The organism is Enterobacter sp. K510 (assembly GCF_055804875.1).
The window spans coordinates 302,583-326,849 of sequence record NZ_JBNRLQ010000005.1 but is presented as its reverse complement, the minus strand read 5'-3'; the positions used below and the strand labels follow the sequence as shown (position 1 = coordinate 326,849).

18 protein-coding genes are annotated in these 24,267 nt (G+C 57.1%); 8 read left to right on the top strand and 10 right to left on the bottom strand.

Translation table 11 applies throughout. The features are described 5' to 3' along the window. The first annotated feature begins 335 nt into the window (after positions 1–335). The 3 genes from feoA to feoC are packed head-to-tail and all read left to right on the top strand — an operon-like array spanning position 336 to position 3,165. Complete coding sequence (gene feoA, locus ACQUTD_RS11245) at positions 336–563, top strand: ferrous iron transporter A (RefSeq protein ID WP_088220980.1); 228 nt, start codon at positions 336–338, stop codon at positions 561–563. A gap of 32 nt (positions 564–595) precedes the next feature. Then, positions 596–2,917 carry a Fe(2+) transporter permease subunit FeoB gene (feoB, locus tag ACQUTD_RS11240; protein WP_318362668.1) on the top strand — a complete coding sequence of 774 codons (2,322 nt, stop codon included), beginning with the start codon at positions 596–598 and terminating at the stop codon, positions 2,915–2,917. 11 nt (positions 2,918–2,928) lie between these two features. Then, positions 2,929–3,165, top strand: a complete 237-nt coding sequence (feoC, locus tag ACQUTD_RS11235; RefSeq protein ID WP_318376005.1) for a [Fe-S]-dependent transcriptional repressor FeoC — start codon at positions 2,929–2,931, stop codon at positions 3,163–3,165. A gap of 33 nt (positions 3,166–3,198) precedes the next feature. Here feoC and ACQUTD_RS11230 read toward each other — a convergent pair whose 3' ends face one another. Both ACQUTD_RS11230 and bioH read right to left on the bottom strand, forming a co-directional pair. After that, the gene (locus tag ACQUTD_RS11230; protein ID WP_072571227.1) at positions 3,199–3,468 is read right to left on the bottom strand and encodes a YdgH/BhsA/McbA-like domain containing protein; all 270 of its coding nucleotides are present in this window, start codon (positions 3,466–3,468) and stop codon (positions 3,199–3,201) included. Between the two features lie 118 nt (positions 3,469–3,586). Continuing rightward, entirely contained in the window at positions 3,587–4,360 is a 774-nt protein-coding gene (bioH, locus tag ACQUTD_RS11225) for a pimeloyl-ACP methyl ester esterase BioH (protein WP_318376004.1), read from the bottom strand. A gap of 37 nt (positions 4,361–4,397) precedes the next feature. Here bioH and gntX point away from each other — a divergent pair, with 37 nt between their 5' ends. The 3 genes from gntX (at position 4,398) to gntT (ending at position 7,423) form a co-directional block, all read left to right on the top strand. Then, entirely contained in the window at positions 4,398–5,081 is a 684-nt protein-coding gene (gntX, locus tag ACQUTD_RS11220; RefSeq protein ID WP_473275094.1) for a DNA utilization protein GntX, read from the top strand. Between the two features lie 58 nt (positions 5,082–5,139). After that, positions 5,140–5,715: a Fe-S biogenesis protein NfuA gene (gene nfuA / locus ACQUTD_RS11215; RefSeq protein WP_072571224.1), complete on the top strand. Its 576-nt coding sequence runs from the start codon at positions 5,140–5,142 to the stop codon at positions 5,713–5,715. A gap of 391 nt (positions 5,716–6,106) precedes the next feature. Then, complete coding sequence (gene gntT / locus ACQUTD_RS11210; RefSeq protein ID WP_473275096.1) at positions 6,107–7,423, top strand: gluconate transporter; 1,317 nt, start codon at positions 6,107–6,109, stop codon at positions 7,421–7,423. 46 nt (positions 7,424–7,469) lie between these two features. On the opposite strand, the gene malQ is transcribed toward gntT, so the two are convergent. Then, positions 7,470–9,557, bottom strand: a complete 2,088-nt coding sequence (gene malQ, locus ACQUTD_RS11205; protein WP_473275098.1) for a 4-alpha-glucanotransferase — start codon at positions 9,555–9,557, stop codon at positions 7,470–7,472. Between the two features lie 8 nt (positions 9,558–9,565). After that, positions 9,566–11,956 (bottom strand): maltodextrin phosphorylase, encoded by a 2,391-nt coding sequence (gene malP, locus ACQUTD_RS11200; RefSeq protein ID WP_473275100.1) that lies wholly within the window; start codon positions 11,954–11,956, stop codon positions 9,566–9,568. A gap of 588 nt (positions 11,957–12,544) precedes the next feature. Between malP and malT the strand changes: the two genes are divergently transcribed. Continuing rightward, positions 12,545–15,250 carry an HTH-type transcriptional regulator MalT gene (gene malT, locus ACQUTD_RS11195; RefSeq protein ID WP_072571300.1) on the top strand — a complete coding sequence of 902 codons (2,706 nt, stop codon included), beginning with the start codon at positions 12,545–12,547 and terminating at the stop codon, positions 15,248–15,250. An 11-nt stretch (positions 15,251–15,261) separates the two neighbouring features. Here malT and ACQUTD_RS11190 read toward each other — a convergent pair whose 3' ends face one another. From ACQUTD_RS11190 to glpE, 3 genes are read right to left on the bottom strand one after another with little or no spacing between them, the layout of a single operon-like run. After that, entirely contained in the window at positions 15,262–16,020 is a 759-nt protein-coding gene (locus tag ACQUTD_RS11190) for a DeoR/GlpR family transcriptional regulator (RefSeq protein WP_072571220.1), read from the bottom strand. A 17-nt stretch (positions 16,021–16,037) separates the two neighbouring features. Next, positions 16,038–16,868, bottom strand: coding sequence for a rhomboid family intramembrane serine protease GlpG (gene glpG, locus ACQUTD_RS11185; RefSeq protein ID WP_072571219.1), 831 nt, complete (start codon positions 16,866–16,868; stop codon positions 16,038–16,040). Between the two features lie 44 nt (positions 16,869–16,912). Beyond that, positions 16,913–17,242 carry a thiosulfate sulfurtransferase GlpE gene (gene glpE / locus ACQUTD_RS11180; protein ID WP_072571218.1) on the bottom strand — a complete coding sequence of 110 codons (330 nt, stop codon included), beginning with the start codon at positions 17,240–17,242 and terminating at the stop codon, positions 16,913–16,915. Between the two features lie 205 nt (positions 17,243–17,447). On the opposite strand from glpE, the gene glpD reads away from it, so the two are divergent. Further along, complete coding sequence (gene glpD, locus ACQUTD_RS11175) at positions 17,448–18,953, top strand: glycerol-3-phosphate dehydrogenase (protein ID WP_072571217.1); 1,506 nt, start codon at positions 17,448–17,450, stop codon at positions 18,951–18,953. Positions 18,954–18,992: 39 nt separating this feature from the next. Here the strand turns inward: glpD and glgP are convergent, their stop codons facing one another. From glgP to glgC, 3 genes are all read right to left on the bottom strand, one after another. Beyond that, positions 18,993–21,440, bottom strand: coding sequence for a glycogen phosphorylase (gene glgP / locus ACQUTD_RS11170; protein WP_318374945.1), 2,448 nt, complete (start codon positions 21,438–21,440; stop codon positions 18,993–18,995). Positions 21,441–21,458: 18 nt separating this feature from the next. After that, positions 21,459–22,892, bottom strand: coding sequence for a glycogen synthase GlgA (gene glgA / locus ACQUTD_RS11165; protein WP_072571215.1), 1,434 nt, complete (start codon positions 22,890–22,892; stop codon positions 21,459–21,461). 88 nt (positions 22,893–22,980) lie between these two features. Further along, positions 22,981–24,264 (bottom strand): glucose-1-phosphate adenylyltransferase, encoded by a 1,284-nt coding sequence (gene glgC, locus ACQUTD_RS11160; RefSeq protein ID WP_072571214.1) that lies wholly within the window; start codon positions 24,262–24,264, stop codon positions 22,981–22,983. Between the last annotated feature and the right edge of the window lie 3 nt (positions 24,265–24,267).

The window sequence follows — 24,267 nt, the reverse complement described above, 5'->3', positions numbered from 1 at the left end:
TTCGCCCTCTCCTGCGGGAGAGGGAATTAACTTTAAATAATTAATAAAACTTAACAGATCACTATTTTTCACATTATTAACACAATGCGTTAATTCTGGTTCCATTTAACTAAAATCATTTCCGCGCTTATTTTTGAGCTAAATCAAAAGTCCCGCATATTAATCGCCAATATAACATTCACACACATTTTATCCGTTGATGATAAAAACCATTCTCATTACCATTCTTTCAGTTGATTATTTTGTCACCGTCGCCGGGGTCGCTTATTCCGCTTTTCCTGAATGTTGACGACGCCCGGCACACTACCCTGATTTGCAAAATTAAGTAGGTCCCTATGGCATTCTCACCTGACAGCGCGTGGAAAATTACCGGTTTCGCCCCTGAAATCAGCCCGGCTTACCGTCAGAAACTGCTTTCGCTTGGCATGCTGCCGGGCTCGTCATTTAACGTGGTGCGCGTCGCGCCCTTCGGTGACCCTGTACATATTGAAACCCGTCGGGTCAGCCTGGTATTACGAAAAAAAGATCTGGCGTTATTAGAAGTGGAAGCGGTATCCCGTTAATAAGCGACTGACTCACAGAGCGCAGCAATACTATGAAAAAATTAACCCTTGGTTTAATTGGCAATCCTAATTCCGGCAAGACAACTTTATTTAATCAGCTTACCGGCGCACGTCAGCGTGTCGGTAACTGGGCGGGCGTCACGGTGGAGCGTAAAGAAGGGCTGTTCTCCACCACTGACCACGCGGTAACCCTGGTGGACCTGCCTGGCACCTATTCTCTGACCACCATTTCGTCGCAAACCTCTCTCGATGAACAGATCGCCTGCCACTACATTCTCAGCGGCGAGGCGGACATGCTGATTAACGTAGTGGATGCGTCAAATCTGGAGCGTAACCTCTACCTGACGCTACAGCTGCTGGAGCTGGGCATTCCCTGCATCGTGGCGCTTAACATGCTCGACATTGCCGAGAAACAGCAGATCCGCATCGACATCGATGCCCTGTCCGCCCGCCTGGGTTGCCCGGTGGTGCCGCTGGTATCAACGCGCGGGCGCGGTATCGACGCCCTTAAGCTGGCGATTGACCGCCACCAGCAGAATCAGGCTATCAGCCTGGTGCATTATGCGCGTCCCCTGCTGCGGGAAGCCGCCATGCTGGCGGAAACCATGGATACACAGATGCCGGAACAACAGCGTCGCTGGCTGGCGTTGCAGATGCTGGAAGGCGATATCTACAGCCGCGGCTACGCGGGCGATGCGGCGCAGCATCTGCCGCAGGCGCTGGCGCGTCTGAAAGAGGAGATGGACGATCCTGCCCTGCACATCGCCGACGCCCGTTACCAGACCATCGCGGCCATTTGCGATGCGGTGAGCAACACGTTAACGGCGGAGCCGGGGCGCTTTACCGCCGCCATGGATAAGATCGTCCTCAACCGTCTGCTCGGGCTGCCGATCTTCCTGCTGGTGATGTACGTGATGTTTGTGCTGGCCATTAACATCGGCGGCGCGCTGGCGCCGATCTTTGACGCCGGTTCCGTGGCCATTTTCATTCACGGTATTCAGTGGATTGGTTACACGCTGCACTTCCCGGACTGGCTGACTATTTTCCTTGCCCAGGGGCTGGGCGGCGGTATCAACACCGTGCTGCCGCTGGTGCCGCAGATCGGCATGATGTACCTGTTCCTGTCATTCCTTGAAGACTCCGGCTACATGGCGCGCGCGGCCTTTGTAATGGATCGCCTGATGCAGTCGCTGGGGCTACCGGGCAAATCCTTTGTGCCGCTGATTGTCGGCTTTGGCTGTAATGTGCCGTCGGTAATGGGCGCCCGCACGCTGGATGCGCCGCGTGAGCGCCTGATGACCATCATGATGGCACCCTTTATGTCCTGCGGCGCGCGGCTGGCGATTTTCGCCGTCTTCGCCTCGGCCTTCTTCGGGCAGCAGGGTGCGCTGGCGGTGTTCTCGCTCTATGTGCTGGGGATCGTGATGGCTATTCTCACCGGCCTGATGCTCAAGCACACCATTATGCGCGGCGAAGCCTCGCCTTTTGTGATGGAGCTGCCGGTGTATCACGTCCCGCACCTGAAAAGCCTGCTGCTGCAAACCTGGCAGCGTCTGAAAGGCTTTGTGCTGCGCGCGGGTAAGGTGATTGTGGTGGTCAGTATTTTCCTCAGCGCCCTGAACAGCTTTACGCTTGGCGGCCAGGCGGCTACGAGCATCAACGACTCGGCGCTGGCATCGGTCAGTCGGGTGTTCACGCCGCTGCTTGAGCCTGTCGGCGTGCAGGAGGATCACTGGCAGGCGACCGTCGGTCTGTTTACCGGCGCGATGGCAAAAGAAGTGGTGGTCGGGACATTAAACACCCTCTACACCGCCGAAAACATTCAGGACGCGCCCTTTGATGCAGCGCAGTTCAGCCTGACGGACGAACTGCTGGGCGCCGCGCAAGAAACCTGGCAAAGCCTGGTGGAAACCTTAAGCCTGAGCACGCTGGCTAATCCGATCGAAGCCAGCAAAGGCGACGGCGAAATGGCCACCGGCACCATGGGCGTGATGAGCGAGAAGTTTGGCAGCCCTGCCGCCGCCTACAGCTATCTGATCTTCGTGCTGCTCTACATCCCCTGTATTTCGGTGATGGGGGCCATCGCTCGCGAAGCGAGCCGCGGCTGGATGGGCTTCTCGATCCTCTGGGGGCTGAATATCGCTTATTCCCTCGCCACCCTGTTTTATCAGACCGCCACCTTTAGCCAGCATCCGCGCTACAGCCTGGTCTGTATCCTCGCGGTGATCCTGTTTAACGTGCTGGTGATTGGCGGCCTGCGTCGCGCCAGAAGCCGGGTGAACGTCGATCTGCTGGCGACGCGTAAACAGCTTGCCCGCTGCTGCGAAGCCAGCACCGGCAGCGACTGTCACTAAGGAGACACGCCATGGCCTCACTGTTTGAGATCCGCGATATGCTGGCCCTGCATGGCAAAATGGAGGCCAGCGCCCTGAGCGCTGCGCTGCATACGCCGCTGTCGATGGTGGAAGCGATGCTGAGCCGGATGGAGGCGCTGGGAAAAGTCCGTCGCGTTCAGGAAGAGCCCGGTGGCTGTCTGAGCGGGCAGTGCCGTCAGTGTCCGGAAGGAAAAGCCTGTCTGCGGGAGTGGTGGATGCCAGGCTGACAGACAGGCGGATCGGGGATCCGCCTGCTGCTGTTATTTATACACGTCTGCGGTCGCGTGAATGTCTTTGCCCGTTTTATCACCGCTGGTCACAACATAATATTTCCCACCCAGCTCATCGGCTTTCTTCACGATTTCCGCTTTCGCATCCATCGGTGCAGTGGTGTCAGAGGTGGTCACTGTGCCAATTTTGGTCAGGTTCATCTCTTTGACTTTATCTTTCTGCAACTCTTCTGCTGCAAGCACGCCAAATGACAGCGATCCAATAACCAGAGACGCGACAATACCGGTAGCAAGTTTCATAGGCTTAACTCCTTTAAGGTTGTGGTTCTTAGGTCATTACGCTTTTCACCAACAAAGCCGCAGTGACATCCTTAAGTATTAACGCCAGTTGACTATTTCGCCACACGCCGCAGAGGGATCACGCCAGCGAGGCCTTAAAATCGAGCAGCGCCTGACAAAAGTCTTCCGGGTGAGAAATAAAGGGCGCATGGGCGGCTTTCGGGAAGATCACCGACTGGCTGGCGGGCCACGCCTCGTCCAGCATCGCCACGATTTTGCGTGGCACCAGGCCATCAAGCCGACCGTACAGGCGCAGGAAAGGCTGCTTCAGTGAAGCCAGCGGCGCGCGCAGATCGGCGGTTTTGAGGATCTCCAGCCCGCCGTTAAGCACGGTTTCGCCTGGCATCGGCAGCGCCAGCACGGCGCTTTTCAGTTTGCGGGCATCTGCACGGGCCGTTTCGGTGCCCAGGGTTTGCAGCGCAAGGAAACGCTCCACGGTACGCTGAAAATCCTCGCTCAGCTGACGCTGAAAGCCGGACAGCACCTCAGGCTTGATACCCGGCCAGTCATCTTCGGCGCAGAAGCAAGGGGAAGACGCGACCGTTACCAGCGCCTGAACACGCTGCGGGGCGCTGAGCGCCGCCTGGCTTGCCACCAGCCCGCCCAGACTCCAGCCCAGCCAGATGGCGCTGTCCGGCGCGCGAGCCAGCACCGCCTCTGTCATCTGCTGAAGAGTCAGCGCGCCAAAGCCGCTGCTGCGGCCGTATCCCGGCAGATCCACCAGATGCAGCGTAAAATGCGGCGCGAGTTCCGCCGTTATGCAATCCCATACCTGCGCATTCAGTCCCCATCCGTGCAGCAGCACAAGATGACACTTTCCTTCGCCTTTGGTTTCCCACCACAGGTCATTCATCAGTTAGGCTTCTCTTTCATCAACAGGGAGGGGATCTATGCTATCAGTGCCTGGCTTATGCTGGCTATGCCGAATGCCGCTGGCGCTCGCGTCCTGGGGCATCTGTTCGGTGTGCTGCCGTGCGCTGTTTATCACGCAGACCGTCTGCCCACAGTGCGGTTTACCGGCGGCGCTTTCCGGGCTGGCGTGCGGGCGTTGCCTGCAAAAACCGCCGCCCTGGCAGCAACTGGTGATGGTAAACGACTATGTGCCGCCGCTCAGTTCGCTGATCCACCGGCTGAAATTCTGCCGCCAGCCGGAAGTGGCCAGGGCGCTGGCGCGTCTGTTGCTGTTAGCCGTTGCCCGCGCCCATCGTGAGCGGGGATCGCCCTGGCCCGACAGACTGATCAGCGTGCCCCTCCACCGCCGCCGCCAGTGGCGCAGAGGATTTAACCAGAGCGATCTGCTCTGCCGCCCGCTCGCCCGCTGGCTGACCTGCGCCTGGGACAGGACGGCGCTGATACGCGTTCGCGCCACGCCCGTTCAGCATCAGCTCAGCGCCAGACGGCGGAAACATAACCTGCGCCATGCCTTTCGCCTTGAATTACCGGTGCGCGGACTCCATATCGCTATCGTGGATGATGTCGTCACTACCGGCAGCACCGTCGCAGAGATTGCTCAGCTGCTTTTACGGGGCGGCGCGGCGACTGTTCAGGTATGGTGCCTGTGTCGAACCTTGTAGAGCCTCGATGATGGGCGTATTATAACCAGGTAAAATAGTCAACTATTAGGCCATTGCTATGATCCATATTTCCGACGCTGCACAAGCGCACTTTGCCAAACTGCTGGCAAATCAGGAAGAAGGAACACAAATCCGCGTATTTGTGATCAATCCGGGTACCCCAAACGCTGAATGTGGCGTCTCTTACTGCCCGCCGGACGCAGTGGAAGCTTCTGACACCGCCCTGAAATTTGACCTGCTGACGGCGTATGTCGATGAGTTGAGCGCGCCGTATCTGGATGATGCGGAGATCGATTTCGTTACCGATCAGCTGGGTTCACAGCTGACGCTGAAAGCCCCGAATGCCAAAATGCGTAAAGTGTCTGATGATGCGCCGCTGATGGAGCGCGTCGATTACATGATCCAGTCGCAGGTTAACCCGCAGCTGGCCGGTCACGGTGGCCGCGTAACGCTGATGGAAATTACTGAAGAAGGCTATGCCATTCTGCAGTTCGGCGGCGGTTGTAACGGCTGTTCAATGGTCGATGTGACCCTGAAAGAAGGGATCGAGAAGCAGCTGCTGAACGAGTTCCCGGAACTGAAAGGCGTGCGCGATCTGACCGAACACCAGCGCGGCGAACACTCCTACTACTGATGCACTCCCCCGCCCGGTGGCGCTTCGCTTACCGGGCCTACGTGTTAATACGTTCCCCGCCCGGTGGCGCTCCGCTTACCGGGCCTACAGGCTTCATAAGCGCAGCGCCACCCGGCAACCCGCCACCAAAAATTTAACATCCTTTTCCCCAGAATTTGACCCACCTCGCAATTCTCACATTTAAACCGCCAGGGTCATTCTCATTCCTTATATGTTACCCGTATCATTCGCGCCAGTACTGCATTAACCCCAAACGGCCAGCTAAACTTTTGTTCAAATCTAAAAGCAAGCCGGGGCAGTGCGATGCGTTCTCTGTTCCCCCTGCGGGATAATTGGTAACGCCAGTAAGGTGTTTAACGTTACCCATAACAAATTAAAGGCCAGGTAAATCATGCCATTAGTCATCGTTGCTATCGGTGTTGTCTTGTTACTGTTGTTAATGATCCGTTTTAAACTGAACGGATTTATTGCCCTGATCCTGGTGGCGCTCGCCGTCGGACTGATGCAGGGCATGCCAGTAGACAAAGTGATCGCCTCCATTAAAGCGGGTGTCGGCGGTACGCTCGGCAGCCTTGCGCTGATCATGGGCTTCGGCGCTATGCTCGGCAAACTGCTCGCAGACTGCGGTGGGGCGCAGCGCATTGCCACCACGCTTATCGACAAATTTGGTCAGAAATACATTCAGTGGGCGGTGGTGTTAACCGGTTTTACGGTCGGTTTCGCCCTGTTCTATGAAGTGGGCTTCGTGCTGTTGCTGCCGCTGGTGTTCACCATCGCCGCAAAAGCGCGCGTGCCGCTGCTTTACGTCGGCGTGCCGATGGCGGCAGCCCTCTCCGTGACGCACGGCTTCCTGCCGCCGCACCCGGGTCCGACCGCTATCGCCACTATCTTCCACGCCGATATGGGTAAAACCCTGCTCTACGGTACGCTGCTGGCGATCCCGACGGTGATCCTGGCAGGCCCGGTGTATGCCCGTTTCCTGAAAAATATTGATAAGCCGATCCCGGAAGGCCTGTACAACGCGAAAACCTTTACCGAAGCCGAAATGCCGAGCTTTGGCGTCAGCGTCTGGACCTCGCTGGTACCGGTGATCCTGATGGCGGGTCGTGCGATTGCGGAAATGGTGCTGCCGAAAGGCCATGCGCTGCTGCCTTACGCTGAGTTCTTCGGCGACCCGGTTATGGCCACGCTGATTGCCGTGCTGATCGCTATCTTCACCTTCGGCCTGAACCGTGGCCGTTCAATGGATGACGTGACCGATACCATCACCTCCTCGATCAAAATCATCGCCATGATGCTGCTGATCATCGGCGGCGGCGGCGCGTTCAAACAGGTGCTGGTCGACAGCGGCGTGGATAAATACATTGCCGCGATGATGCACTCCACTAACTTATCGCCGATCTTTATGGCCTGGTCGATTGCCGCAGTACTGCGTATTGCGCTGGGTTCTGCAACGGTTGCGGCGATCACTGCTGGCGGCATCGCTGCACCGCTGATCGCCACCACCGGTGTCAGCCCTGAGCTGATGGTTATCGCCGTGGGTTCCGGTAGCGTGATTTTCTCCCACGTGAACGATCCGGGCTTCTGGCTGTTCAAGGAGTACTTCAACCTGACTATCGGTGAAACCATGAAGTCATGGTCGGCGCTGGAGACCATTATTTCGGTCTGTGGTCTGGTGGGTTGTCTGCTGCTGGCTACGGTGATTTAACGGCTGTCTATCGCCCCTCTCCGGACGGAGAGGGGCAATGTAATACTTACTTCTTCCCTGCCGTTTTACGCCTTCTGTCCAGATCCTTAATCAGCCTGTTCACGCCGTCATCGGCAAACATCTTCTCAAGAGTGGTATTCAGCTTGCGCCGCCAGTTTTTGTACTGAGAACTGGTGCCGGGAATATTTACCGGCGCGGCCATCCCCAGCCAGTCTTCCGGCTGCAAGCCGAGCAGCGCGCTGTTGGAATCGGCGATATAACGCTGCATTCCGCGGTTCAGCGTACTGGTCATCGCCATACGTGAGGCCTTGTGCCCGGCACGTTTCGGCAGACAACCCTGCTTGTGCAGCGCCTCCAGTAGACCCTGTTTCGCCCGCTCGCGATCCTGGTACAGACCGCGCAGCACCTCTTCGTCCGGATACAGTCCCAGGGTTTTGCCCAGGGTTAAATCACCGGCTTCCCAGTAGCCGCGCAGCGTTGGCAGATCGTGAGTGGTCGCCACGGCCATCGACTGTTCCGGCCATTTTTGCGGCGGCAGGAAGACGTTTTCGCTGTTCTCGAAATAGAGCACCTTGTAGGAGTAGATGCCGCCGTCGCGCAGCTTGCTGACAATCTCCACCGGCACCGTCCCCAGGTCTTCGCCAATCACCATGCACTGGTGGCGCTTGCTTTCCAGGGCGAGGATCGACAGCAAATCATCCACCGGATACTGCACGTACGCCCCCTGATCGGCGGTTTCGCCGTACGGGATCCACCACAGGCGCAGCATCGACATCACATGATCAATACGCAGCGCGCCGCAGCTTTTCATGTTCGCGCGCAAGAGCTGGATAAAAGGCTCGTAGCCGCGCGCCGTCATGACGTGCGGATCCATCGGCGGCAGTCCCCAGTTCTGGCCGAGCGGACCAAGAATGTCAGGCGGTGCGCCGACGGACGCTTTCAGGCAGTAAAGTTCACGATCGCACCAGGTTTCCGCGCCGCCTTCCGCCACGCCCACTGCCAGATCGCGGTACAGGCCAATCGGCATGGCGAAGCCCTGGCTGGTTTCCCAGCACTGCGCAAACTGCTCGCAGGCCAGCCACTGTAGCCACAGGTAAAACTGTACTTCGTCGGCGTACTCTTCGCAGAACTGCTTCACTTCCGGACTGTCGGTACGTTGATAGCCTTCCGGCCATGCCGGCCAGCCCCAGCGCATCTCATCTTCTTTCACCTGCTGCGCGTGCAGCGCGTCAAACGCCGCCTGCCAGTACAGGCTCTCGCCTTCCTGCGTAACAAAGTCGTTGAACGCCACTTTCTGCGCATCGCTGTCTTTACGGGCGGCAAAGCCTTTCCACGCCAGACGCAGCGCGGCAATTTTCAGCGCGGTAACGGTCGAATAATCCACGTATTCGGCGTCGCGCGCGGCACGCAGCGCATCCTGCGTGGAGGCCATTTTCCACCACTTCTGCGCTTCTTTACTGCGCTGGAAATCCTCCACGGCGTTGACGTCGATATAGACGATATTCAGCCAGCGGCGGGACGACGGGCTGTACGGACTGGCGCTTTCCGGATTGGCCGGATAGAGCGCGTGGATCGGGTTCAGGCCGATAAAGGAACCGCCCCGCTTCGCCACGTCCACCAGCATGGCTTGCAGATCGCCAAAATCGCCGATCCCCCAGTTTTTTTCCGAACGCAGGGTATAGAGCTGTACGCAGGCGCCCCACAGTTTTTTCCCATCGTGTAACGCCTGCGGTTCATAGCAGCGCTTCGGCGCGACTATCACCCGACACTGCCATTGCTGTTTCGCCTTACCGATCTCAAGCGTGTGATAGCCCTCCGGCAGCTTCGCCGGCAGATTGAGCGCTTTGCCACCGGTGGCCAGGCCGGTGTACTCCCGGCCCTCTTCGGTGATCAGCCGCCAGCTGAATTCCCCGCTGCCTTCAACAGGCAGCGGCATTTTTTTGCCGTGGGTAAAGATCTTCACCGGCGGCACAGGCGGAACCGCCCCCTTTTTCGGGGCGGTCGGGCGATGCATGGCGTCCAGCAAACGCTGTTTGGTTTCAGCGCCAATAGACTGCGGTTTACCGTGAGCATTGATGTAATGAGGGCTGATCCCCGCCGCCAGCGCGGCGGCATCAAGTCGTTTGCTTTCCATGGCTTTCCTTAACGTTTGGCCTGCCAGATACGGGTCTGATAATCACGGATGGAGCGATCCGAACTGAACATGCCGCAGCGGGCGGTGTTCAGAATGGCGGCTCGCGTCCAGGCGTCCTGATCGCGGTACAGGACGTCCACTTGTTTTTGCGCGTCGACATAGGCGGTGAAGTCGGCCATCACCAGATACGGGTCGCCGCCCTGCTTGCCCATGCTGTGCAGCATCTGATCGAAGGCGTGTTTATCGCCATCGCTGTAGACGCCGTTTTCCAGCTCTTTGAGCACCGCATCCAGCACTTTGTCTTTCTTGCGCCACTTCAGCGGATCGTAGCCTTTGGCCTTCAGCGCCTTCACCTGTTCAACAGTATGGCCGAAGATAAAGATGTTATCGTCGCCAACCTGCTCGGCAATTTCGACATTTGCGCCATCAAGCGTACCGACAGTGAGCGCGCCGTTGAGCGCCAGCTTCATATTGCCGGTGCCGGAGGCCTCTTTGCCCGCGGTGGAAATCTGCTCGGAAACATCCGCCGCCGGGATGAGCATTTCCGCTGCCGACACGCAGTAATCCGGCAGGAATACCACTTTCAGTTTGTCGCCGACACGGGGATCGTTGTTGACCGCTTCCGCCACTTTGTTGATGGCGAAGATGATGTTTTTCGCCAGGTAGTAGCCCGGCGCGGCTTTCGCGCCAAACAGGAAGACGCGCGGCACGCGGTCGGCGGTCGGGTTTTCGCGGATCTCTTTGTACAGCGCCAGAATATGCAGCAGATTGAGGTGCTGACGTTTGTACTCGTGCAGGCGTTTGATCTGAATATCAAAAATGGCCTCCGGATTGATCTCAATGCCGGTGCGCGCTTTCACATAGCTTGCCAGACGCACTTTGTTGGCCCGTTTGATATCGCGGTACTGCGCGCGGAACGCCACGTCGTCGGCATATTTTTCCAGGCCCTGAAGCTGGTCGAGATCGTTGGCCCATTCGGTTTTCAGCGTCGTGTCGAGCAGCGCGGCCAGCGCCGGGTTGCACTGTTTGATCCAGCGGCGCGGTGTGATGCCGTTGGTCACATTGTGGAATTTATTCGGCCACAGCTGGTGATATTCCGGGAACAGATCTTTGACCACCAGATCCGAGTGCAGCGCCGCCACGCCGTTGACGGCAAAGCCGCTCACCACGCACAGATTCGCCATGCGCACCTGTTTGTTATGCACCACCGCCAGCTTCGCCCAGACGTCTTTGTCCCCCGGCCAGGTTTGCTCCACCTGCGATTTAAAGCGGTTATTGATGGTGTTGATGATCTGCATATGGCGCGGCAGCAGCGCTTTCACCAGCTTCTCATCCCAGCACTCCAGCGCTTCCGGCATCAGGGTATGGTTGGTGTAGGCGAAGGTTTTGCCGGCGATCGCCCAGGCGTCGTCCCAGCTGAGCTGGTGTTCGTCGATCAACACGCGCAGCAGCTCCGGAATGGCGATGGTCGGGTGCGTGTCGTTAAGCTGGATCACTTCGAAGTCCGGCAACTGCGCAATGGTACGTCCGGCGAGGTGATGACGGCGCAGAATATCTGCCACCGAACAGGCGCACTGGAAATACTGCTGCATCAGACGCAGCTTTTTGCCCGCCAGATGGTTGTCGTTCGGGTAGAGCACTTTGGTCAGTTTTTCGGCGTCGATGCCCTGCTGTTCGGCACGCAGGAAATCGCCGTTGTTAAAACGGGTGAGGTCGAACGGATGGGCATGTTTTGCCTGCCACAGGCGCAGCGGCTGCGCGACGCTGTTGCGGTAGCCGAGCACCGGCAGATCCCAGGCTTCGCCGATAAGATTGAAGGCTGGCGTCCAGTGGCCGTCTTTGCTGACTTTGCCGCCGATGCCAACCTGCACATCCAGCGCGGCATTGTGACGGAACCACGGATAGCTGCCGCGATGCCAGTCGTCCGGCGCTTCCTGCTGCTGCCCGTCAGCAAAAGACTGGCGGAACAGGCCGTACTGGTAGTTCAGGCCATAGCCGGTCGCGGACTGGCCCACCGTCGCCATGGAGTCCAGGAAGCAGGCAGCGAGACGCCCCAGCCCACCGTTGCCCAGCGCCGGATCGATCTCTTCTTCCAGCAAATCCGTCAGGTTGACGTTATGGGTTTGAAGCACATCGCTCACCTCCTGATACCAGCCGAGGTTGAGCAGGTTGTTGCCGGTCAGACGACCAATCAGAAATTCCATTGAGATGTAGTTCACGTGGCGCTGGTTTTTGGCCGGGGCTTCTGCCTGTACCGGCAGTAATTCCGCCAGCGCGCCGCTGACCGCGTGCCACCACTGCTGCCGGGTCATCTGGTCTGCGGCATTAAGACCAAAACGCTGCCACTGACGCGTCAGGGCCGCTTCGAATTGTGCTGTGTTAAATGTGGGCTGTGACATAGGGAACTCGGATCCTGTAAGTAAAAAACAACATTAGTGCTAGTGTGCCTGGCTCCCGTTTCGGCTACCTCATCCTGCCAGGGATTAGAAAGGGAGGAGTAGCGGGGAGGAGCGAAAAGTGTGATCGCGGCCACTTAGCCTCCTTGTATGCGGGCATTCTGCCGCGGTCATTCGCCGATAACCCGGAACAGGTTCAAAAAATTGAAATGTCGTTTCATGGGAATTATCTGGTGCGGGTAAATACAATGCGAAAAATTTATTATTTTGCTGAAAATTTAAACCGCGTCACGGCTATTTCTGGCAGACATAAGCTGACATCGATTTTCATAATATTTAAATTCGCTGTGGGTCAAAAAAGCGCATTTTTTCGTTTGCGCGCTTTATCGCCGATTCAGTGTTCATGCGCCATGGCTGGCTGTCGGAGGTAATATTCATAAAGGTTATGGAATTGTGACACAGTGCAAATTAAGCGCGGTCAAATTCGGACATAACTTGCAATACATGTCATTCTGGCCGAACGTATTCTTTATTAATTACGAAGCGCAAAAAAAATCGCCTTTCCCGTTACCTCACAGTGAAGTGATGACTATGTTGATTCCGTCTAAATTAAGTCGCCCGGTTCGCCTTGACCACACAGTGGTGCGCGACCGATTGCTGGCTAAACTTGCGGGCGCCAACAATTTTCGCCTGGCGCTGGTGACAAGTCCTGCCGGTTATGGAAAAACGACCCTGATTTCGCAGTGGGCCGCAGGGAAAAGCGATCTCGGATGGTTTTCCCTTGATGAGGGGGACAATCAGCAGGAGCGCTTTGCCAGCTACTTGATGGCGGCGGTGCAGCAGGCCACCCACGGCCACTGCGTCACCAGCGAAGCCATTGCCCAGAAAGGCCAGTACGCCAGCCTGTCGTCGCTGTTTGCCCAGCTGTTTATCGAGCTGGCGGACTGGGATCGCCCACTCTATCTGGTGATTGATGATTACCACCTGGTCACTAATCCGGTGATCCACGACGCCATGCGCTTTTTCCTGCGCCATCAGCCGGAATGCCTGACGCTGGTGGTGCTGTCGCGTAATTTGCCGCAACTGGGTATCGCCAACCTGCGCGTACGCGATCAACTGCTGGAAATCGGCAGTCAGCATCTGGCCTTTACCCATCAGGAAGCCAAGCAGTTTTTTGATTGTCGCCTGGAATCCCCCATTGAACCGGCAGAGAGCAGCCGCTTGTGCGACGATGTGGCCGGCTGGGCCACCGCGCTACAGCTCATCGCCCTCTCCGCCCGCCAGAATAACCATGCCGCGCACCAGTCCGCGCGCCGCCTCGCGGGGATCAATGCCAGCCATCTTTCCGATTATCTGGTGGATGAAGTGCTGGATAATATCGATCTCAGTACCCGTCATTTGTTGCTGAAAAGTTCCCTGCTGCGCTCGATGAACGACGCGCTGATTGTGCGTGTTACGGGCGAAGAAAACGGGCAGATGCGCCTGGAAGAGATCGAACGTCAGGGCCTTTTTCTGCAACGGATGGATGATTCCGGTGAATGGTTCAGCTATCACCCGCTGTTCGGTAACTTCCTGCGTCAGCGCTGTCAGTGGGAGCTGGCGACCGAGCTGCCGGAGATCCACCGCGCGGCGGCGGAAAGCTGGATGGCGCAGGGCTTCCCCAGCGAAGCCATTCATCACGCGCTGGCTGCAGGCGATGGCAACATGCTGCGCGACATCCTGCTGCATCACGCCTGGGGGCTGTTTAACCACAGCGAACTGGCGCTGCTGGAAGAATCCCTGAAAGCGCTGCCCTGGGAAAGTCTGCTGGAGAATCCGCGCCTGGTGCTGCTTCAGGCGTGGCTGATGCAAAGCCAGTACCGCTACAGCGAAGTGAACACTCTGCTGGCCCGCGCCGAGCAGGAGATGGACATGGAAATGGACCGCTCCCTGCACGGTGATTTCAACGCCCTGCGCGCGCAGGTGGCGATCAACGCCGGCGATCCCGCGGAAGCCGAGCGCCTGTCGACCGTGGCGCTGGAAGAGCTGCCGCTGGCGAATTACTACAGCCGTATCGTCGCCACCTCGGTACACGGCGAAGTGCTGCACTGCAAAGGACAGCTGACCAACTCGCTGGCGGTGATGCAGCAGACCGAGCAGATGGCGCGTCGCCACGACGTCTGGCATTACGCGCTGTGGAGCCTGATCCAGCAGAGCGAAATTCTGTTCGCCCAGGGCTTTTTACAGGCCGCCTGGGAAACGCAGGAAAAAGCCTTTGCGCTCATCCGCGAGCAGCATCTTGAGCAGTTGCCGCTGCACGAGTTTTTACTGCGCATCCGCGCGCAACTGCTGTGGGCGTGGGCGCGTCTGGATGAATCGGAAGCCGCCGCCCGCGAAGGGCTGAACGTACTCGCCGCCTACCAGCCGCAGCAGCAGATGCAGTGTCTGGCGCTGCTGGTGCAGAACTCTCTGGCGCGCGGCGATCTGGACAACGCCCGCAGCCATCTTAACCGTCTGGAAAACCTGCTCGGCAACGGCCAGTATCACAGCGACTGGGTATCCAACGCCGATAAAGTACGGGTGATTTACTGGCAGATGATTGGCGACAAAAATGCCGCAGCCCAGTGGCTGCGCCAGACGCCGAAGCCGGAATTCGCCGATAACCATTTCCTGCAAAGCCAGTGGCGCAACATCGCCCGCGCGCAGATCCTGCTCGGTGATTTCGATCCGGCGGAGATGGTGCTGGAAGAGTTAAACGAAAACGCGCGCAGTCTGCGGCTGATGAGCGATCTGAACCGCAACCTGCTGTTGCTGAACCAGCTCTACTGGCAGGCGGGACGTAAAAGCGACGCCCAGCGGGTGCTGATGGAAGCGCTCACGCTGGCCAACCGCACCGGCTTTATCAGCCACTTTGTGATTGAAGGGGAAGCGATGGCGCAGCAACTGCGCCAGCTGATCCAGCTTAATGCCCTGCCGGAACTGGAAGGGCATCGCGCCCAGCGTATACTTCGCGACATCAATCAGCATCATCGCCACAAGTTCGCGCATTTTGATGAAGGATTTGTCGAAAGGCTGCTCAATCACCCGGAAGTGCCGGAGCTGATCCGCACCAGCCCGCTGACCCAGCGGGAATGGCAGGTTTTAGGGCTGATCTATTCCGGCTACAGCAATGAACAGATTGCTGGTGAGCTGGCGGTGGCGGCCACCACCATCAAAACGCACATTCGTAATCTGTATCAGAAGCTCGGCGTGGCGCACCGTCAGGATGCGGTGCAGCACGCGCAGCAGCTATTGAAGATGATGGGATACGGGGTATAAGCCCCGTTTCGCTAGCACAGCTCAAGCTGAATATTGTGATCCTTGATGACCTGCAGGACACCGGCGGGCGGCATCACGTCGGTGTACACGGCATTCACCATGCTGATGCTGCCCATATTCACCATCGCGTTACGACCAAACTTGGAATGATCGACCACCAGCATGACGTGGCGAGAGTTTTCAATGATCGCCCGCTTGGTGCGCACTTCGTGATAATCAAACTCCAGCAGCGAACCATCGGTATCAATACCGCTGATCCCCAGGATGCCGAAATCGAGACGGAACTGGGAGATAAAATCCAGCGTGGCTTCGCCAATAATCCCGCCGTCCCGGCTGCGCAATTCGCCTCCGGCCAGAATAATGCGGAAGTCTTCTTTCGTTTTCAGCGTGTTGGCCACGTTCAGGTTATTGGTTACCACCCGCAGATTGCTGTGCTCCAGTAACGCATGGGCCACCGCTTCCGGCGTCGTGCCAATATCAATAAATAATGTTGCACCGTTGGGGATCTGGCTTGCCACTTTACGGGCAATACGCTCTTTTTCGGCGGTTTGCGTGGCTTTACGATCGTGCCACGGGGTATTCACCGAGCTGGACGGCAACGCCGCGCCGCCGTGATGGCGCAGGATCATATTCTGATCGGCAAGGTCATTCAGATCGCGACGGATCGTCTGCGGGCTGACGGAGAATTGCTCCACCAGCTCCTCGGTACTGACGTATCCCTGCTTTTTCACCAGTTCGATAATGGCATCGTGGCGTTGTGTCTGCTTCATGAAATATCCTGGAAAATTTATGTTCGTTTTCGCACATTTTGCGTATCGACAAACGCCATGGCGAGACCGACAACCAGACCGGTGACATGGGCGCCATTGGCGATGGACATGCCGAACAGATCAAACCAACCGGCAATTAACCACACTAAGGCGAAGGCTATCAAGCCGCGCGGCAAATTAATCCCGCTTTGCGGATCGCGCTCACCCCGCAGCCAGACGTAGCCCATCAGCGCATAGACCACGCCGGACAGACCGCCGAACCACGGGCCGCTGAATTTATGCTGTATGAAACCGCTCAGCAGGGCGCTGATGATGGTGATGACAATCAGCTTGCCGCTGCCGAGTCGCTTTTCCACCGCGCCGCCGAGATACCACCACCACAACAGGTTAAACAGAATGTGCAGCACGGAAAAATGCATCACCGCGTGGCTGAAATAACGCCAGACATCAAAGCGCAGGGAGGGATCGTAAGGCCAGGCAAGCCAGGCCATAACCGGCTCATCGCCCACGACGTTCATGATGATAAATACCAGGACACAGATCGCCGCCAGCGCCAGGGTAAAGGGCCCGGCCCGCTGGCGCAGCGTGGCCAGAAATGGGTAGCGCTGATAATGCAGGCCGCTGTTGGTCTGGCCTGACGTCCAGCTTGCCGCCAGGTAACGAGGATCGCCGGGGTTTTCTAAAAAGCGCGCCAGTTCCGCGTGAACGCGTTCAGCCTGGCTTTCATCCGCCAGCCAGACGTCGGTGGTAGCGTGATGCTGGATCGTCAGGGTGATGCCCTGCGTTTGCATGTAATCAACAAACGCCTGGGCGATACGCGGATTGGTAAAAGAGGTGATCATCAACATCGCTGGCTGCACTTATTCCACATAAAAGAGGACAGTATAAAGGTTTAAAGCGATCCGTGCGCCACCTCGCCAGGAAAATGGCGGTGCCAGGCGTCAAACCCGCCATCGACGCTGTAGACCTGATCAAAGCCCTGTTGCAGCAGATACTGGGCCGCGCCCTTGCTGCTGTTGCCGTGATAGCACATCACCATCACCGGCGTGTCGTAGTCGTGTTCCTGCATGAAGGCGCTGAGCGTATCGTTCGTCAGATGGAACGCGCCAGGCGTGTGACCCATGGCGAAACTTTGCGGATCGCGAATATCCACCAGCACCGCCTGCTTTTGTTGCAGCTTTTGATGGGTTTCTTCCACGTTAATACATTCAAATTGATCCATGGTGCTCTCTTTCGTTGTGCAAATTCTGGCGGGTACGCTGGCCCCACATCTTAGCGACAAGTTTACGTCTTCACGGCAGGTAAACGCCATTATGTTATGCATATCACTCTAAATTGTTTTTTTGATGTTACCAATGCGCCATTCCTTTGCTATTATGAGCGATAACGAACATTTTTGAGCTTTTACGAAAGTGCATGAGGCGAACATGGAAACCAAAGATCTGATTGTGATAGGCGGGGGCATCAACGGTGCCGGTATCGCGGCAGACGCCGCAGGGCGGGGTTTATCTGTGCTCATGCTGGAAGCGCAGGATCTTGCCTGCGCCACCTCGTCAGCGAGTTCTAAATTGATCCACGGCGGCCTGCGCTACCTTGAACACTACGAGTTTCGCCTGGTGAGCGAAGCCCTGGCAGAACGTGAAGTGCTGCTGAAAATGGCCCCGCACATTGCCTTCCCGATGCGTTTTCGTCTGCCACACCGCCCGCATCTGCGTCCGGCGTGGATGATCCGCATTGGTCTGTTTATGTACGATCATCTGGGTAAACGTACCAGCCTGCCCGCATCTGCCGGTTTGCGTTTTGGCGCAGAATCCGTAATGAAACCCGAAATCGTGCGCGGTTTCGAATATTCTGACTGCTGGGTGGACGATGCGCGTCTGGTACTGGCGAATGCGCAAATGGTCGTGCGCAAAGGCGGCGAAGTGATGACCCGCACCCGCGCCACCTCCGCAAAACGCGTTAATGGCCTGTGGGTGGTGGAAGCGGAAGACGTTGATACCGGCGAGAAATACACCTGGCAGGCGCGCGGTCTGGTGAACGCCACCGGCCCGTGGGTGAAACAGTTCTTCGACGAAGGGATGGAGCTGCCGTCCCCGTACGGTATCCGCCTGATCAAAGGCAGCCACATTGTCGTGCCGCGCGTGCATACCCAGAAACAGGCTTACATCCTGCAAAACGAAGATAAACGCATTGTGTTTGTCATTCCGTGGATGGATGAGTTTTCCATCATTGGCACCACCGATGTGGAATACCAGGGCGATCCGAAAAAGGTTGAGATCGACGAAAGCGAAATCAACTACCTGCTGAAGGTCTATAACGCGCACTTTAAAAAGCAGCTGGCGCGCGACGACATCGTCTGGACTTATTCAGGTGTGCGTCCGCTGTGCGATGACGAATCCGATTCGCCGCAGGCGATCACCCGCGATTACACGCTGGATATTCACGACGAAAACGGCAAAGCGCCGTTGCTGTCCGTATTCGGCGGCAAGCTGACGACCTACCGTAAGCTGGCGGAACACGCGATGGAAAAACTGTCGACGTACTATAAAGACATTGGCCCGGCGTGGACGAAAGACTGCGTGCTGCCGGGCGGCGATCTGCAGGGCGATCGCGATGACTACGCGGCTAAACTGCGTCGTCGCTATCCGTTTATCAGCGAGCAGATGGCGCGTCACTATGCGCGCACTTACGGCAGCAACAGCGAACTGATCCTCGGCGGCGCGAGTTCATTGGCCGATCTGGGCGAAGATTTCGGGCATGAGTTTTACGAAGCGGAACTGCGTTACCTGGTCGAGCACGAATGGGTGCGACGCCTGGACGATGCCATCTGGCGTCGTACCAAACAGGGGATGTGGCTCAATGCTGAGCAGCAGTCGCGCATTGCGCAGTGGCTGACGCGCCACGGCAAACGCGAACTGTCATTAGCATCATAATAAAAAACGGGGCCTTCAGGCCCCGTTAATCGTACTAATTTACAACCGCACCGGATCGATATGCCAGATCTTGTCGGCGTACTCCTGGATGGTGCGGTCCGAGGAGAAATAGCCCATCGCCGCAATGTTATGCATAGCTTTAATGGTCCACTCTTCCGGATGACGATACAGCTCGTCCACGCGATCCTGACAATCCACATAGCTGCGGAAATCCGCCAGCACCTGATAGTGATCGCCGAAGTTAATCAGTGAATCCACCAGATCGCGGTAACGACCCGGCTCTTCCGGGCTGAATACGCCGGTGGCGATCTGCGTCAGCACGTCGCGCAGCTCTTCATCCTGCTCGTAGTAATCACGCGGTTTGTAACCCTGACGGCGCAGTTCTTCAACTTCATCCGCCGTGTTACCGAAGATAAAGATATTCTCTTCGCCAACGTGTTCCCGCATCTCGACGTTCGCGCCATCCAGCGTGCCGATGGTCAGCGCGCCGTTCAGGGCGAATTTCATGTTACTGGTGCCGGATGCCTCCGTCCCGGCCAGCGAAATCTGCTCAGAGAGATCGGCGGCCGGAATGATCATCTGCGCCAGACTGACGCTGTAGTTGGGGATAAACACCACTTTCAGTTTGTCGCCGATCTGCGGATCGTTATTCACCACTTTGGCAACGTCATTGATGAGATGAATAATGTGCTTCGCCATGTAATAGGCTGACGCTGCTTTACCGGCGAAGATGTTGACGCGCGGCACCCAGTTCGCCTCAGGATCGGCCTTGATGCGGTTGTAGCGCGCAATCACATGCAGCACGTTCATCAGCTGACGTTTGTATTCGTGGATTCGCTTGATCTGCACGTCGAACAGGGCTTTTGGATTGACCACCACGTTCAGCTGCTGGGCGATCATGATCGCCAGACGCTTTTTGTTCTCCAGCTTCGCCTGACGCACTGCCTGGTTCACCGCCGGGAAATCAATGTGCTGCTCAAGCTCCTGCAGCTGGCTCAAATCGGTACGCCAGGTGCGGCCAATATTTTCGTCCAGCACATCAGACAGCGGCGGGTTCGCCAGCGCCAGCCAGCGTCGCGGCGTGACGCCGTTTGTGACGTTGGTGAAGCGGGTCGGGAAGATCTTCGCGAAATCAGCAAACAGCGACTGCACCATCAGGTTGGAGTGCAGTTCGGACACGCCATTCACTTTATGGCTTGCCACTACCGCCAGCCACGCCATGCGGACACGGCGACCGTTGGATTCGTCGATGATGGACACGCGGCTCAGCAGGCCGGTGTCATTCGGATACTGATCCTGCACGGTCTTCAGGAAGTAGTCGTTGATTTCAAAGATGATTTGCAGATGACGCGGCAGGATCTTGCCGAGCATATCCACCGGCCAGGTTTCCAGCGCTTCGCTCATCAGCGTGTGGTTGGTGTAGGAGAACACCTGGCAGGTCACTTCGAAAGCATCATCCCAGGAGAACTTATGCTCATCCATCAGCAGACGCATCAGCTCAGGAATACCGAGCACCGGGTGCGTATCGTTGAGGTGAATGGCAATTTTGTCCGCCAGATTGGCGTAGGTTTTGTGCAGCATGTAGTGGCGATTGAGGATATCCTGCACCGTCGCCGACACCAGGAAATACTCCTGCCGTAAGCGCAGTTCGCGCCCGGAATAGGTTGAGTCGTCCGGATAGAGCACGCGGGAGACGTTTTCCGAGTGGTTTTTATCTTCCACCGCGGCGAAATAGTCGCCCTGGTTAAATTTACCGAGGTTAATCGCGCTACTGGCCTGGGCATTCCACAAACGCAAGGTGTTGGTCGCGTCGGTGTCGTAGCCAGGGATGATCTGATCGTAAGCCACCGCCAGAATTTCTTCCGTTTCCAGCCAGCGGGATTTTTTCCCTTCCAGCTGAACACGTCCACCAAAACGCACTTTATAGCGCGTGTTGTGGCGCTTGAATTCCCACGGGTTACCGTATTCCAGCCAGTAGTCCGGCGACTCTTTCTGGCGTCCGTCGACGATGTTCTGTTTGAACATGCCGTAGTCATAGCGGATGCCGTAGCCACGCCCCGGCAGGGCGAGGGTCGCCAGCGAATCCAGGAAACAGGCCGCCAGACGACCCAGACCGCCGTTACCTAAACCGGGGTCGTTTTCTTCGTCGATCAGCTCTTCCAGATCCAGCCCCATTTCTTCAAGGGCGTTTTTTACGTCTTCGTAAATACCTAATGACAACATGGCGTTGGAGAGCGTGCGGCCAATCAGAAACTCCATCGACAGGTAGTAAACCTGCCGGGTTTCCTGAGACAGCTGCGCACGGTTGGAGCGCAGCCAGCGTTCTACAAGACGATCACGCACGGCGAACAGCGTAGCGTTAAGCCATTCGTGTTTATTGGCGATCACCGGATCCTTGCCGATGGTGAACATCAGCTTATAGGCGATCGAGTGCTTGAGCGCCTCGACGCTCAGCGTGGGTGATGCATACGTAAAAGGTGCATTCATATGAGCGATTCCTGGAAATTATTTCACCCGGTTGTACAGATCCCGGTAGGACTGCGCCGCTACCTGCCAGCTGAAATCCATACCCATCGCCTGACGCTGCACGAAGCGCCACAGCGACGGACGAGACCACAACACGAAAGCACGCCTTATCGCACGTAACAGCGACCAGGCATTACTGTCTTCAAAGACAAATCCGCTGGCGATGCCGTCCGCCAGGTTTTCCAGTGAGCTGTCTGAAACGGTATCCGCCAGACCGCCGGTACGACGTACCAGTGGCAGGGTGCCGTATTTCAGGCCGTAGAGCTGAGTCAGCCCGCACGGCTCAAATCGGCTTGGCACCAGAATCACATCGGCTCCCCCCATGATGCGATGCGAGAAGGCTTCGTGATAGCCGATCTGCACCCCAACCTGGCCCGGATGTTCCGCCGCCGCCGCAAGGAAGCCTTCCTGCAATACTGGATCGCCTGCCCCCAGTAATGCAAGTTGCCCGCCCTGCTCCAGCAGGCCCGGCAACGCTTCCAGCACCAGATCCAGCCCTTTCTGGCTGGTGAGGCGACTGACCACCGCAAACAGCGGCACTTTGTCATTCACCTTCAGACCCATCGCCACCTGCAGCTGACGTTTGTTTTCGGCTTTCTCCTCCAGCGAATCGCGATCATATCGCGCCGCGAGAAGCAGATCGTTATCCGGGCTCCAGATTTTCTCATCTACCCCGTTCAGAATGCCGGAAAGACGCCCTTCCAGATGCCGCTGACGCAGCAGGCCTTCCATACCGCAGCCAAACTGCGGCTCGGTGATCTCGCGCGCGTAGGTCGGGCTGACCGCCGTAATATGATCGGCGTAGTACAGACCAGCCTTCAGGAACGAGATTTGACCGTTGAATTCGACACCATGAACATTAAAGAATGATGATGGTAATTCGATCTCATCCATATGATGTGCATAAAACATGCCCTGATAGGCCAGGTTGTGCACAGTAAACACCGATTTCGCCGGACGGCCGCGCGCCGCGAGGTACGCCGGTGCCAGACCTGCATGCCAGTCATGGGCATGCACGATGTCAGGATGCCAGAACGGATCGAGACCACAGGCCATTTCACTGCCTACCCAACCCAGCAGCGCAAAGCGCAACACGTTGTCGGTGTAAGCAAAAAGATTGGTATCGTGATACGGGCTCCCTGGGCGGTCATAAAGGTGCGGCGCATCAATCAGGTAAATCCCCACGCCGTTATAATGACCAAAAAGTAAAGTGAATGGACCGGCAAAAGTGTCGCGTCGACTCACCACTCGTGCATCGGTAATGCCCCGTCGAATATCTGGAAAAGCAGGCAAAAGGACGCGTGTATCTACTCCACCGGCGATTTGCGCCGCGGGTAACGCGCCAAGGACATCTGCCAGACCGCCCGTCTTAAGCAGCGGGAACATTTCAGAACATACATGTAAAACCTGCATTCTCGCTCCTGTTAATTACCGCCGCCTGTTTGCGGGTTCGGTAAAACAGCGCGCGGACCCCTTCCGCGCAAGGTTATTCTTGATGCTGTTAGCCTTTGAGTTTATTCAACATTTCCCGCGTGACTAACACAATGCCTTCTTCTGAACGGTAAAACCGGCGCGCGTCTTCTTCCGCGTTTTCGCCGATTACCATGCCTTCCGGTATCTGACAGGCGCGATCGATGATGCACCGGCGCAGGCGACAGGAACGCCCTACCCATACGTCTGGTAACAGAACGGATGAGTCGATATTACAAAATGAGTTCACCCGCACGCGGGGGAAAAGAACCGATTGCACCACAACGGAGCCAGAGATGATGCAGCCGCCCGATACCAGGGAGTTCAGCGTCATACCGTGGCTGCCGGAACGGTCCTGCACAAATTTCGCTGGCGGCAGCGGCTCCATATGGGTACGGATTGGCCAGTTCTGATCGTACATATCCAGTTCTGGCGTAACCGAGGCCAGATCCAGGTTCGCTTTCCAGTAGGCTTCCAGCGTCCCGACATCGCGCCAGTACGGCTCGGCATTCGGATCGGACTGCACGCTGGATAACGGGAACGGGTGCGCGTACGCCATGCCCGCTTTCGTCAGCTTCGGAATGATGTCTTTACCAAAGTCGTGACTGGAGGTGTCGTCCGCATCATCTTCTTCCAGCAGCTCAAACAGATAGTCAGCATCAAAAATATAGATGCCCATACTGGCGAGCGCCCGTGTCGGATCGTTTGGCATCGCGGGCGGGTTTTCCGGCTTCTCGACGAAAGCGACCACTTTTTCATTTTCATCGACCGCCATCACCCCAAAGGCGGTGGCTTCGGCAATCGGCACCGGCAGACAGGCCACGGTGCAACGTGCACCTTTCTCCACATGATCAATGAGCATGCGCGAGTAGTCCTGCTTGTAGATGTGGTCGCCCGCGAGGATCACGATGTATTCCGCGTTATAGCGACGAATGATGTCGAGGTTCTGCGTCACCGCGTCCGCCGTGCCGCGATACCAGTTTTCACCGTGTACGCGCTGCTGGGCAGGCAGGAGATCGACGAACTCGTTCATCTCTTCGCTAAAGAACGACCAGCCGCGCTGGATGTGCTGCACCAGCGTATGCGACTGATACTGAGTGATAACGCCAATCCGGCGGATGCCGGAGTTAATGCAGTTGGACAACGCGAAGTCGATAATGCGGAACTTGCCACCAAAGTGCACCGCAGGCTTCGCCCGGGTAGTGGTTAAGTCCTTCAGACGCGTACCACGCCCCCCTGCAAGAATCAGGGCAACCGATTTTAATGGGAGCTGGCGCGCTAACATTAGCGGATCGTTTTTATCTAATCTAACCATGAT

Excerpts from the sequence above, each read along its gene's own strand:
- glgC (WP_072571214.1), bottom strand. The coding sequence starts at position 24,264 with ATGGTTAGATTAGATAAAAACGATCCGCTAATGTTAGCGCGCCAGCTC.
- ACQUTD_RS11230 (WP_072571227.1), bottom strand. The coding sequence starts at position 3,468 with ATGAAACTTGCTACCGGTATTGTCGCGTCTCTGGTTATTGGATCGCTG.
- glpD (WP_072571217.1), top strand. The coding sequence starts at position 17,448 with ATGGAAACCAAAGATCTGATTGTGATAGGCGGGGGCATCAACGGTGCC.
- ACQUTD_RS11190 (WP_072571220.1), bottom strand. The coding sequence starts at position 16,020 with ATGAAGCAGACACAACGCCACGATGCCATTATCGAACTGGTGAAAAAG.
- bioH (WP_318376004.1), bottom strand. The coding sequence starts at position 4,360 with ATGAATGACCTGTGGTGGGAAACCAAAGGCGAAGGAAAGTGTCATCTT.
- malP (WP_473275100.1), bottom strand. The coding sequence starts at position 11,956 with ATGTCACAGCCCACATTTAACACAGCACAATTCGAAGCGGCCCTGACG.
- glpE (WP_072571218.1), bottom strand. The coding sequence starts at position 17,242 with ATGGATCAATTTGAATGTATTAACGTGGAAGAAACCCATCAAAAGCTG.
- feoC (WP_318376005.1), top strand. The coding sequence starts at position 2,929 with ATGGCCTCACTGTTTGAGATCCGCGATATGCTGGCCCTGCATGGCAAA.
- malQ (WP_473275098.1), bottom strand. The coding sequence starts at position 9,557 with ATGGAAAGCAAACGACTTGATGCCGCCGCGCTGGCGGCGGGGATCAGC.
- gntT (WP_473275096.1), top strand. The coding sequence starts at position 6,107 with ATGCCATTAGTCATCGTTGCTATCGGTGTTGTCTTGTTACTGTTGTTA.
- glgA (WP_072571215.1), bottom strand. The coding sequence starts at position 22,892 with ATGCAGGTTTTACATGTATGTTCTGAAATGTTCCCGCTGCTTAAGACG.
- malT (WP_072571300.1), top strand. The coding sequence starts at position 12,545 with ATGTTGATTCCGTCTAAATTAAGTCGCCCGGTTCGCCTTGACCACACA.
- glpG (WP_072571219.1), bottom strand. The coding sequence starts at position 16,868 with ATGTTGATGATCACCTCTTTTACCAATCCGCGTATCGCCCAGGCGTTT.
- glgP (WP_318374945.1), bottom strand. The coding sequence starts at position 21,440 with ATGAATGCACCTTTTACGTATGCATCACCCACGCTGAGCGTCGAGGCG.
- feoB (WP_318362668.1), top strand. The coding sequence starts at position 596 with ATGAAAAAATTAACCCTTGGTTTAATTGGCAATCCTAATTCCGGCAAG.
- gntX (WP_473275094.1), top strand. The coding sequence starts at position 4,398 with ATGCTATCAGTGCCTGGCTTATGCTGGCTATGCCGAATGCCGCTGGCG.
- feoA (WP_088220980.1), top strand. The coding sequence starts at position 336 with ATGGCATTCTCACCTGACAGCGCGTGGAAAATTACCGGTTTCGCCCCT.
- nfuA (WP_072571224.1), top strand. The coding sequence starts at position 5,140 with ATGATCCATATTTCCGACGCTGCACAAGCGCACTTTGCCAAACTGCTG.